Below are 11,932 nucleotides of genomic sequence, written 5' to 3' on the forward strand. Positions count from 1 at the left end.
TAAAAAACGGGAGGCCTACGCCTCCCGTTTACGTTCATATCAGCCCAGTTACGGGATGAAGCGTTACAGGGTGAAGCGATAGAAGATATCAACCGCCTGAGCCACCCCGCTCATCGCCTGCAGATAGAGCCGTGGCAATACCTCGTAGCGCAGCTTGAATTCGGCGATGGGGCTGAAAACCCCGACCCCGTACTGGAACTGCAAACCCGGCAGCAGATAGGCCGACAGCGTCACCTGGGTGTTGTCGCCACTGCCCGCGGTATCGAGAGAGACATCGCTCATCCCCAGCGACTCGCCGATACTCGACACCACGCCATTCGCCTGACTCACCGCGCCGGCCACCAGCAGACCGTTGAAACCGCCATCCTCACCGCCAGTCTGCAACCCTTTGCCACGCAGCAGATAGGAGAGCTGTTCCGACTGCGCCATCTGCGGCTCGGAGTAGACAGTGATCTCCGGCTTGCTGGCAGGGCCGGTCACCCGCACCCCGACCGTCACCTGACCCTCGATGGTATCGGGATCCCGGTTGGCCTCGATGTTGAGGAACGGCCGATCCAGCGGACCGGAGAAGAGGATCCGCCCCTCCTTGATGATGAGGTTCTGACCATAGGCCTTGAAGCGGCCGTTGGTCAGCACCAGCTGGCCGTTGCCTGCCAGCGGCTTCTCGGGATCCTGACGGATATTGAGACCGCCGGAGACATCGGTCTTCAGCCCCATGGCATCGAGCTTCACATCGTTGCCAAGGCGGATCGCCACCTTCATCGCCAGCGGCAGGCTGGCCTGCTTGGGAGCCGGGGGCAGATCGTCATAGACCACGGTCACATCATCGGAGACCGCCACTGCCGAATCCGGCAAGCTCTTGACCAGAATGCGCGCCCAGGGAATATCCACCTGACCGGTAATCCGGGTCTCCTCCCCCAGCGACACCGCGATATCGGGCGAGACTCTGACCCGGCCCATGCCCGGATATTGCGCCTCCAGATCCTTGCCCTGAATGGTGAGGCTGCCGCTGACCGGCATCTTGGCCCAGCTGAGCCAGCCGCCCAACGCCAGCGGCCCCTTGCCCACCAGCATGGAGCCATCGAGCTCGGCGCGGTTGCCTTCGATCTTGAGGCGGGTCACCAGCTTGGTCAGGGTCACCATGTCGGAGTGGGTCTGCACTTCACCGTCACGCAGGTTGAGCTGACCAAACAGCAGGGGCGCCGCCAGGGTGCCGTCGAAGCGGGCATCGGCGGAGATGATCCCTTGCAGGGAGCGCACCTCAGGGATGAGCGGCGCAAAGGTATTGAGCTTGAGATCGTCAAACTTGAGCTGACCACCTAGCAGACCGCGACCGGCAGGCTCCCTGATCAGCAAATCGGTATCGATATTGCCGATCTGTTTGGAGGCAAAATCGAGGCGAATGGCCGCCTGCTGCCGCTCGAAATCCAGGGCCAGGGCCAGCTGCTGATAGTCGGTCTTGAGACCATCGGCCACAAAAGTGCCCGGCGTGGTGCGTACCACCGCATGCAGGGTCGGCTGATTGCCACGCCAGCTGGCACGCCCATCGGCGGAGAGCATCGCCTGCCAGCGGAAGTTGTCCGGCAACCAGGGGCGCAGCCGCTTGAGATCAAACTCGCTCAGGGCAAACTCCAGGGTGCCCTGCGCAGCGGAGACCTGACTCCCCTTGACGCAGAGGCTTGCACCCTGGGAGCCGAGGCAGAGATCCCCCATCGCCAGCCGCTGACGCGGCAGATCGAGATCCAGCGCCCAGGGGGAGCTCAAGTCCCAACGGCGCAGCGGGGTTTTCAGCCGCAACTCGGAGAGCGCCCCGCGCCAGTGATCCCCGCGCACGCCGCCACCCAGTTTGAGGTTGGCCGCAACAGGGTCACCCTTCATGGTCAGGGTCAACAGATGCTGACTGATATCGCCGCTGAGGTTCAGGGCCAGCTGGCTGAGCTTGGTCTCACCCTGTTTCAACTGCGCCACCAACAGCGAGAGCTCACCGGCCGGTTTCGCACCGATCGCCACATTGCCCTTGAGGCTAATACCCTTCAGGTCGGTGCCGGCATAGTAGAGCCGGTCGGAGGCCAGATCCGCATCGATTTTTGGCGTCTGCTGATTGCCACTGACCTTCACCTGTCCCTTGATATCCCCTTTCAGGCCGGGATAGATACCCCCCAGCTGGGGAGCCTGCAGGTTAGCATCGAGCTTCCATTGGGCAGTGCTGATGCTGCCCTTGGCCTGCAACTGGTTGGGGCCACTTTGCAGCGAGAGCGCCGGGATCTGCCACTCCATCTTGTCGTTACCACTGAGCTCCCCCTTGAGGGCCAGCGGGTACTGGTTGAGCTTGCCATCCACCTTGAGCTTGGGCAGTTTCAGCTCCCAGTGGCCCGCTTCGTTCATCACGAAACGGCTCTCCAGCTCACCGGCCAGCGTCCCTTTCAGCTCGGGCAGCAGCTCGGCCGGATTGATCCCCTTGAACAGGGTGGTTCCCTGCCACTCGATCCCCTTGTTCCAGGCGAGCTTGCCATCGAGCTTCAACTCCCCCTTGAGGGCATTGAGCTGCAAGGCGATCTTGCTGAGCCGCTCCAGATCCCCCTTCCCGTCCAGCGCAAGCTTGAAGGGGGGGACATCGGTCCCCTTGCCGGAGGTATTGAGGGCAAACTGATAGCCGGAGAGCTTGCCCTTGGCGGTCAGGCTCCCCTTGTCCAGCCGATAGCTCGGCTCATCTTTGGCGGGCTTGTGCAACGGCCAGCCGAGGCTCTTCCAGTCGAGGGCCAAATCAAAAGGGAGATCCGGGTCGAGCGAGGCCAGAGAGCCCTTGAGATTGGCGGCGATCGGCCCTTTGGCCGACAACGCCAGCCCCAGCTTGCCGACCGAACCGCTCAGCGCCAGCGTGGCCTGCTCCCCTTGCAGCTCGCCATCCAGCAGCCCCTTGCGGGCCTTGGCATCCAGCGTCACCGCCAGCGGATAGTCATCACTGAGCTGGATGTGTCCCTTGAGCGCCAGATCGGCCATGGCGTGGCGCAGCGAGAGCTCGCGCACCTCGATGCGATCGTCGGCAGCAGTGGCCGAGAGCAGCAGCTTGTCGAGCCCTTCAATCAGCTCGCCCTGCTTATATTGCACCCGGGTCGCGCTGACCCCTTCCAGCTGGATGGGGAAAGGAAGATGAATGGCGGGCAGGAGAATGGGGGCTGCCTTTGCCGTATTTGCAGCTGGCGCCCCGTTGCCCTGTTTGGGGGTCTTGGCGCTGGCCTTGTCGTTGCGCGCCACCGCAGCACCGGCTTGCTTCTCGTTAGCGGCCGGCTGCTTGGCGGATTTGGCTGCGCTGGCGGGTGCCGCGTCATCCAGCGTCACCTTCAAGTTATCGAGCACCGGGCCGCGTACAATCAGCCCCTTGCGATTGAGGGTGGCGCCGATATCGAGGGACCCCAGGGTCACGGCCACGCCGGGCACCGCCAGATCGAGATCGGCTACCTTGAGGCTATCGACCTGGATCTTGAGTGGCAGCGGGCGCCAGACAAAGGGCTCGGAAGGCTCTTCCGGCGCAGGCTCGGAGTCGGCTACCTTGACCACCGGATGGGTCACCGCCAGGGATTTTATCCAGAGCTTACCCTGCAGCAACTTGCCCAGATCCCAGTCGAGCACGGCGCGATCCACCGTGACATCCACCAGCTCATCCTGCCAGCCGGCCCCTTCCAGGGTCCAGCCATAGCCAAGCTGACCGGCCACCAGCTCTCCCTTTAGGGAGGGCAGCGCCGCCTTGGCCTGTTGCCACAACCACTTGTTGCCCTGATGGGTAAAACCCAGCAGGCTGACGCCGATGAGCAGCAGGAACACCAGCCCCATCAGCCAGAGAAAAATGCGTTTTAGCCAGATCACAATGCAGACCCCCGCGCAAGATACAGCCGCAGCGGCCAAAGAAAAAAGCGTTTAGACAACATCATAATTCAGGCCCCAATGCGAAATGCAGCCGCAAGGGCTTGTCCTCTTCCGATACCCCGACCGCCAGATCCAACCTGACCTGACCGATGGGGGTGACCCAGCGCACACCGACGCCGGTACCTATTTTCCAGGGCTCACTGTAATCGGTGGTGGAGGTGCCGCCATCCACAAACATGGCCCCCAGCCACTTCTCGCTGAAGCGGTAGTTGTATTCCAGACTGGCCACGCTGGTGTAGCGGCCACCGGTCAGCTTGCCATCCGGCCCGGTGGGGGAGATGCTCTCGTAACCAAAGCCGCGCACCGTCTGATCGCCACCGGTAAAGAAGCGCAAAGACGGCGGCACCAGCGAGAAGCTGTCACCTATGATGGCCCCCTGCTCGGCCCGCATCAGGAATCTGTGGTTATCACCAAGAGTTCGCAGCCACTTGCTGCGTCCCCACACCCGCATAAAGCTGATGTCGGAGCCCCATCTGGGATCGGAGAACTCCAGCGTCAGCTGCTGGCGATCCCCCCAGTCGGGCACCAGGGTGCCGCGCACCCGCAGTCGGGACCAAGAGACCCCGGGGATCAGCAACAAGCTGTTCCCCTCGTCGGCGCCCTGGGTATAGATCTCGTTCTCCAGCCGGATAAAGACGTCCCGATCCCAGCTCTCCGGCCGCCGCGTCCAGCGGTGCACACCGATAGTGGTGAGATCGGAGCGGGTATCGTTGTTGTCCTTGTACTGGTAGCCGGTCTGGATGGAGTAGTAGTCCCGCAGCGGGTTGCCCACCGGGATCTGATAGTCGAAGCTGAGCTCTGCCTCCGGCGCCGACACCTTGGCGGTGGCAAACAGGCGGTGGCCGTAGCGGTTGACCCAAGGCTTCTCCCAGGTGGCACTCATCCGCGGCCCCACGTCGGTGGCGTAACCGATACCGGTCTCGATTTCGTGATCGACCCGGTTATCCAGCGTCACCGCGATGGGCACCCGATAGTTGCTCGCCTCGCTCAATACCGGCTTGATATCGACCTGACGGAACAGCTTGGTGGAGGAGACATCCTGCGACATCTCGGCCAGACGGATGGCGAGATAGGGGTCGCCGCTCTTGATGTTGATAAGCGGGCGAATAAGGTGAAGCGCTTCGGGAGTGGCATCGTAGCGGATCTCGCCAAAACGGTAGCGATGGCCCGATTCGAACAGAATAAAGATCTCCGCCGTCCCCTTGTCCGGGAACACCTTGACCTGACTCTTGCTCAGCTTGGCATCAAAGTAACCGCGAGCCAGCCCGAGGCTGCCGAGATCCGCCTTGATGGATTCATATTTGGCATGATTGAGGGGATCCCCCTCTTTGAGGGGCAACTTGTCCAGCAGGGCGCTGTAGAGCTCATCGCTACCCGCATCCCCCTCCAGCAGGATATCGAGGCGGGAGACGATGACCGGCTCCCCTTTATCTACCTCAATCACCACTTTGGATGGAGTCTTCTTGTCGCGACTCAGGGTGATTTTCGGCTGGTAGTAGCCGTAGACCTGCAGCGCCTTTTGCACGCTCTCGGTAATTTTGGCTCGGGCGGGACGATACTGGCGCTCCTGATAGACCGGCAGGGCATTGAGGTAGGCTTCAGCGTTGTCCTTGTTCTCCCCTTTCAACCCCTTGACCTGATAGGTGAGCTTGGCGGCAAACGCGGGTGAGGCCAGCAGCGACAACAACAGCCCAAGCAGTAACAAGCCACGGCGAAATGGAGGTCCGGACAGTGAACGCCCTGCCAGCAGGGATGAAATGCATCCTGTCAAAGGTCAATATTCCTGAATCTGTGGTGAAGGAAACCAGCGCCCTTTCGGGTCAACCCCGAATGCGGCGCAGCACGCCATACAGTGCATGGCCGTGACACAACAATGCGCGCCAGAAAAATGGCGAACCTTATCCTAACATAGGCGTTGGCCAGCGACAGCGCAGCGCCATTGGCAAATTCGCCATATCTTTTAAGAGGTTGACCACAAATCACACATTTTGGTGACAATTACGACGCCCCGCTTTTCCTATAGGGGGATCCAGCCCGACTCAGAGGAGGATCCCCATCACTGACTGCATTATTCGCTAACATTTCCCAATTCTTGCCATTCCCTATCCACCACGACAGGGTTTGTCGGTATAACGCTGTTCCACCGCTGAACCAACCTGACACCCGCCAGAGCCCGCCACAGAGAGTGATTAAGAATTGCTCGTTCAGCGCAATCGAATTATCCCGCTGCCTTTGCAGACGTCCCTCCCTCACACTTGAACCATCAACTGAAGGAGACACATCATGCATGCACGTAGCGAACAGATGGCTGACTATATTGCCGATCGTCTCGAGTTCATCACCTTTCTCGCCTGCTGCAGCGCCCTGCTGGCCCTGCTGACCGGCATGAGTGGCCAACAGGCGCTGGCCTTTACCGCCCTGAACCTGCCGTTTGGCCTCGGTATTCTGTTGGGGATGGCGATGCTGGCCCCCCTGCCCGTCCACTGGCGGCTGCCGGGGATCACCTTGCTGCTGGCAGGTTGCGCCCTGATGACCCTGCAACTGGGGGGGGAGTGGCTCAATCCGCTGGCTATATGGAGCCTCTACGCCCTGCTCGGGCTGGAGATCATCTGGCAAGCGCGTCCCCGCGCAGTGCTGGCAACCCGCGCTCGCCAATAGGAGCGACGATCGCCGGTAAATGGCGGACTGTGAGGGCTGACGCAGGTGGCAAATTGGGGTACTCTTGCGCCCCCATTTGTCAATACGATGTGCCGCCATCCTGGCGTAAACAATCGTCACCATCACTTCCAGGAGCGCCCCGATGAAAAAAGCCTGTGCCCAGCATATTCTGGTCAAGACCGAAAAACAGTGTCTGGAAATCAAGGAGAAGATCGAGAAGGGAGCCGACTTCGGCCAGATGGCCAAGCGCTTCTCTACCTGTCCCTCAGGCAAGCGTTTTGGCGATTTGGGAGAATTTTCCAAGGGAGATATGGTGAAAGCATTTGACGATGCCGTATTCAAGGGTGAACTGCTCAAGGTGCTGGGGCCTGTGCGCACCAAGTTCGGCTTCCATCTGATCAAAGTGCTCTATCGCAACTAAGTCATCGCAACTGACCATTTTCTCGGTGAAGCTCCCGTCAGGCGGGCTTCATCGACCTCTGCATCTCCCTCGCAAAACTGACCAAAACCACGCCAAACCCTCATCAATTTACTAACGTTATCAGGCAATTAAGTTTATCCTTCTCGGCATTGTCCACATTCGACGATGGATCCCGTGCTATGCCCCGCTCTTGCTTGTGGCCCCTGCTGGCCTGGTTACTCCCGCTCGCTGGCGCCCTCGGCAGCCGCTTTCATCTCTGGCCCTGGTGGATCGGTTTTGCGATCTGTCTCATCGGAGCCCTTCTCTCCCTGATCTTGCTGGTACGCCTGCCCTGGAGCCGCAACCGCTACGCCAGCGGCCTTGGCGCCTTGCCGCTACTGCTGCCCCTGACATTTGTGGCACAGGCGCTGCGCATGCCGCTGATCAACGATGTGAGCACAGATCCCTACAATCCCCCCCAACTGCGCTGGGCGGCAGAGCTCAGAACGGCGCAGGATCTGCCAATAAATAGCGCACCGCTGAAAGCAGTTGAGGCAAAACCCGGTCCTCTCTTTACCAGGGCCTCTCCTGCCGAAGTGGTGATTGAAGCCTGCGAACTGATGCAGGAGCTGGGCTGGCAAGTACGACCCAGCCCCGACGGTCTGGATGCAGTGGTTACCACCGGCTGGTTCGGCTTTCAGGATGATGTGGCGCTGCGGGTCTTTGCTGGCCCCAAAGAGACCCGCATCGATATGCGATCAGCCTCCCGTCAAGGGCAAAGCGATCTGGGCACCAACCGGGCGCGGATCGAGGATTTCCTGACCCGCCTGAACGAGCGCCTCGGCCAGGCCTACAAACCCAATTTGAAACCGTAAGTGTGAAACAACAAGAAGGTAACTGATGCGCGTTGAGGTCAAACCCGACCGGGAATATGCCTGGTTTATCCGCCCCTTTTTCTGGCTGCAAAAGCGCAACTATGGTCAGGTGCTTATTCCGGGCAAGTGCTGGGGCCGCTCGCCGCGCCTCTTTGCCGCCGTCGCCACCCTCTACGGGGTCATCAACCGCAAGCGCTCCCCCATCGACCCCGTGCTGCGCTCGCTGGTGACGGTGCGGGTCTCCCAGCTCAACTGGTGTCGTTTTTGCGTCGACATCAACGCCATGACCCTGGTAAAGAGAGCTGGCTCCAGCGAGAAGGTGGAGGCGCTGGCCAACTGGCGCGAAAGCCCCTTGTTCGACGAGCGGGAGAAAGCAGTGCTCGACTACACAGAAGCGATGACTGGCCTCGATGGGGTGAGCGACGAGCAGGCGGCCCGCCTCAAACCCTGGTTCGATGACGATGCCATGGTGGAACTGACCGGCCTTATCGCCTTCCAGAACATGTCGGCCAAGTTCAACGCCGCCCTCGATATCGCGCCGCAGGGCTTCTGCCAGCTGCCGGTGCAACCGGAACGCCCCGCCAAGCCCGACAGCAAGGACGCCTGATGAACCGGACCCGCCTGCTGCTTGTGCTGGTGATGGGGGGCCTTATCGGCGCCTTCTTTGCCCTCGATCTCGGTCGTTACCTCACTCTGGACGCCTTGCAGGCCCAGCAGGCGGCAGTGGCGCAATGGGTCGACAGCCACTTTGTCTCGGCCAGCCTGCTGTTCGTGCTTATCTATGTGCTGAGCACCGCCCTCTCCCTGCCCGGCGCCAGCCTGCTCACCCTGGGTGGCAGCGCGGTGTTCGGCATCGCATGGGGATTGCTGCTGGTCTCTTTTGCCAGCACCATAGGCGCGACCCTGGCTTTTCTCAGCGCCCGTTTTCTGCTGCGCGACTGGGTCACCACCCGCTTTGGCGACAAGCTGGCCACCTTTCAGTCCGGCATGGCGAAGGAGGGGGCCTTCTATCTGCTTAGCCTGCGCCTCATCCCCATCTTCCCCTTCTTTCTGGTCAATCTGCTGATGGGGCTCACCCCCATCAGAGTCAGCACCTACTACTGGGTCAGCCAGCTTGGCATGCTGCCCGGCACCTTCGTCTATGTACTGGCGGGCAGCGAGCTTGGCCAGTTAACCAGCACCGGCAATATCCTCTCCCCCGGCCTGATGGTCGCGTTGACCCTGCTGGGGCTGATGCCCTGGCTGGTCAAGAAATTGACCACACACCTTGCGCAGCGGCGCCTGCTCACCCCCTACCGCAAACCCGCTCGCTACGACTACAACCTGCTGGTGATCGGTGCAGGTGCAGGTGGGTTGGTCACCAGCTATATCGCGGCAGCGGTGAAGGCCAAGGTGGCGCTCATCGAGAAACACAAGATGGGGGGCGATTGCCTCAACAGCGGCTGCGTCCCCTCCAAGGCGCTGATCCGCAGCGCCCGCTTTGCCGCAGAGCAGCGCAGGGCCGACGAGCTGGGCTTTAGCCCAAGCCACTCCCGTGCCGATTTTGCCGCCGTGATGGAGCGGGTGGCTGAGGTGATCAAGGAGGTCGAGCCCCACGACTCCATCGAACGCTATCAGGGGCTTGGAGTGGAGTGCATCGAAGGGGAGGCGCGGCTGGTCTCTCCCTGGGAGGTGGAGGTTAACGGCCAGCGCCTCGCCAGCCGCCATATCGTTATCGCCACCGGCGCCCGGCCGCTGGAGCCCAAGCTGCCGGGGCTGGATCAGGTGCCTTACCTCACCTCGGATAGCCTCTGGCAGCTGCGCACCCCGCCGAGCCGCCTGCTGGTGCTGGGGGGTGGCCCCATCGGCTGCGAGCTGGCCCAGAGCTTCGCCCTGCTCGGCATTCCCGTGACCTTGGTGGAACTCTCGGAGCAACTGCTGCCCCGCGAAGATAGTGAGGTAGCCGACGCCCTGGCTGGGCAAATGAGCCGAGATGGCGTGCAGCTACTCACCGGCTGGCACGCCGAACGAGCCGACTATCTGCCCGCAGCCGAGGGGGATCTCCCCATCCGGCTGCAACTGCGCCGGGGCGATGAGACACAAGTGGTTGAAGGGGATCAACTGCTGCTGGCACTGGGTCGGGTCGCCAACGTCAGCGGCTTCGGGCTCGAGGAGTTGGGGGTCGAGCTTGCCCCCCGCGGCACCCTAGCGGTCGATGGCTTTCTTGCCACCAACTTCCCCAGCATACTGGCAGTGGGAGACGTAGCGGGCCCTTACCAGTTCACCCACTTCGCCGCCCATCAGGCCTGGTATGCGGCGGTCAATGCCCTGTTTGGTCAGTTCAAGCGCTTTCGGGCCGACTATCGGGTCATTCCGGCGGCCACCTACACCATGCCGGAGATTGCCCGGGTCGGCCTCAATCGCAAGGAAGCCGAAGCGCAGGGGATTCCTTTCGAGGCGACCCGCTTTGAGCTGGCCGAGCTGGACAGAGCCATTGCCGATGGGGAGCGCCACGGTTTTATCGAAGTGCTGACCGTGCCGGGCAAGGATAATATCCTTGGCGCCACCATAGTGGGCACTCACGCCGGTGAGCGGATTGCCGAGTTCGTGCTCGCCATGCGTCACCGTCTCGGCCTTGGCAAGATCCTCGGCACCATTCACGCCTATCCCACCCTGATGGAGGGGAATAAATACGTGGCGGGTGAATGGAAACGGGCCCACCAGCCCACCCGGGTGCTGGCGTTGCTGGCCCGTTATCACCGCTGGCGCCGTGGCGCCTGACAACCAGAGAAACGTTTATGCTCAAGCCATTCTCACAGCTCTGCTCACACCTCAACTCACAACTCAACTCACAGCTCAAACAGCGGCTAAACGCCCTGCTGTGCGCCCTGCCACTGCTGGCCAGCGGCTCGCTGTTTGCGGCCAATCCAGACGGTAACTGGCAACAGACCCTTGAGGAGGCGAAGGGACAGACCGTCTACTTCAACGCCTGGGGCGGCAGCCCGGAGATCAACGCCTATCTGGTGTGGGCCGGGCAGGAGCTGGCACGCGACTATCAGGTCAAACTGGTGCAGGTGAAGGTGGATGACATCGCCCAGAGCGTCAGCCAGCTGCTGGCCAACAAGCAGGCAGGCAAGCAAGCTGGCGGCCCCATCGATCTGCTCTGGGTCAACGGCGAGAACTTCAAGGCGCTCAAGGAGCAGGGGCTGCTCGGTGCCCCCTTTACTCAAGAGCTGCCCAACATGGCGCTGGTAGACAACAGCCTGCCGGTGAGTGAGGACTTCACTCTGCCGGTGGAAGGGCTGGAAGCCCCCTGGGGCATCGGCCAGCTCAATCTGATGGTCGACACCGAAGAGGTCGCCAGAGCGCCCACCTCGGCTGCAGCCCTGCTGGCGTGGGCCAAGGCCCACCCCGGTCGCTTCACCTATCCCAAGCCGCCCCAGTTCCATGGATCCAGTTTTCTCAAGCAGATCCTGCTGGAATTGACGCCAGACTCCGCCCCCCTCTATCGGGAGGCGACCGAGAGCGACTTTGCCAAGCTCACCGCCCCGCTCTGGGCCTGGCTCGATGAGCTGCATCCGGCACTCTGGCGCAAGGGCAAACTGTTCCCCACCAGCGCCGCCGAAACCCGCCAGCTGCTCGATGATGGCGAACTGGCCATGGCTATCAGCTTCAATCCGCAGGAGGCGCAAAGCGCTGCCCAGATTGGCGCCCTGCCCCCCAGCGTGGAAGCGGTCGCCATGAATAAAGGGGCGCTCACCAACAGCCATTTTCTCGCCATCCCCTTTAACGCCAACGCCCGTGCGGGTGCCAAGGTAGTGGCCAACTTCCTGCTGAGCCCAGCGGCGCAGGCGCGAAAAGCCAATCCGGCCTTCTGGGGTGATCCCAGCGTGCTGCGGGCCGATACCCTGCCTGATTCAGCCAAGGGGCAACCGGCACTGCGCTTCAAAGCGGTGGCCGAGCCTCACCCCAGCTGGCAGCTCAAACTGGAAGCGGCCTGGGCCGAGCGTTACGGTCACTGATGAGTGCCTCTGGTCACCCGCTTTCCCGCTCCCGACCGTGGCGCCGCTTGACACGCCACCCCACTATGAGTGCG

8 protein-coding genes are annotated in these 11,932 nt (G+C 61.8%); 6 read left to right on the plus strand and 2 right to left on the minus strand.

All coding sequences use genetic code 11. From position 1 onward, the window contains the following. Nucleotides 1-63: 63 nt before the first annotated feature. Nucleotides 64-3,864, minus strand: coding sequence for a translocation/assembly module TamB domain-containing protein (locus I6L35_RS19605; RefSeq protein ID WP_216979098.1), 3,801 nt, complete (start codon nucleotides 3,862-3,864; stop codon nucleotides 64-66). A 61-nt stretch (nucleotides 3,865-3,925) separates the two neighbouring features. Beyond that, entirely contained in the window at nucleotides 3,926-5,695 is a 1,770-nt protein-coding gene (locus I6L35_RS19610; protein ID WP_216979099.1) for an autotransporter assembly complex family protein, read from the minus strand. Between the two features lie 512 nt (nucleotides 5,696-6,207). Here I6L35_RS19610 and I6L35_RS19615 point away from each other — a divergent pair. From I6L35_RS19615 to I6L35_RS19640, 6 genes are all read left to right on the plus strand, one after another. Beyond that, complete coding sequence (locus I6L35_RS19615) at nucleotides 6,208-6,582, plus strand: hypothetical protein (protein ID WP_005344448.1); 375 nt, start codon at nucleotides 6,208-6,210, stop codon at nucleotides 6,580-6,582. A 142-nt stretch (nucleotides 6,583-6,724) separates the two neighbouring features. Then, nucleotides 6,725-7,003, plus strand: coding sequence for a peptidylprolyl isomerase (locus I6L35_RS19620; RefSeq protein ID WP_040066119.1), 279 nt, complete (start codon nucleotides 6,725-6,727; stop codon nucleotides 7,001-7,003). Between the two features lie 179 nt (nucleotides 7,004-7,182). After that, the gene (locus tag I6L35_RS19625) at nucleotides 7,183-7,857 is read left to right on the plus strand and encodes a DUF1499 domain-containing protein (protein ID WP_040066117.1); all 675 of its coding nucleotides are present in this window, start codon (nucleotides 7,183-7,185) and stop codon (nucleotides 7,855-7,857) included. Between the two features lie 25 nt (nucleotides 7,858-7,882). Further along, nucleotides 7,883-8,464 (plus strand): carboxymuconolactone decarboxylase family protein, encoded by a 582-nt coding sequence (locus I6L35_RS19630; RefSeq protein WP_068976908.1) that lies wholly within the window; start codon nucleotides 7,883-7,885, stop codon nucleotides 8,462-8,464. Further along, on the plus strand, nucleotides 8,464-10,617 hold the full coding sequence (locus I6L35_RS19635; RefSeq protein WP_216979100.1) for an FAD-dependent oxidoreductase: 2,154 nt from the start codon (nucleotides 8,464-8,466) through the stop codon (nucleotides 10,615-10,617). The genes I6L35_RS19630 and I6L35_RS19635 overlap by 1 nt, the downstream gene beginning before the upstream one ends. Nucleotides 10,618-10,634: 17 nt before the next feature. Continuing rightward, nucleotides 10,635-11,858 (plus strand): ABC transporter substrate-binding protein, encoded by a 1,224-nt coding sequence (locus I6L35_RS19640; RefSeq protein ID WP_254204501.1) that lies wholly within the window; start codon nucleotides 10,635-10,637, stop codon nucleotides 11,856-11,858. Nucleotides 11,859-11,932 lie beyond the last annotated feature (74 nt).

It is taken from the genome of Aeromonas sp. FDAARGOS 1405 (assembly GCF_019048265.1).
GTDB classification, from domain to species: domain Bacteria; phylum Pseudomonadota; class Gammaproteobacteria; order Enterobacterales; family Aeromonadaceae; genus Aeromonas; species Aeromonas veronii_A.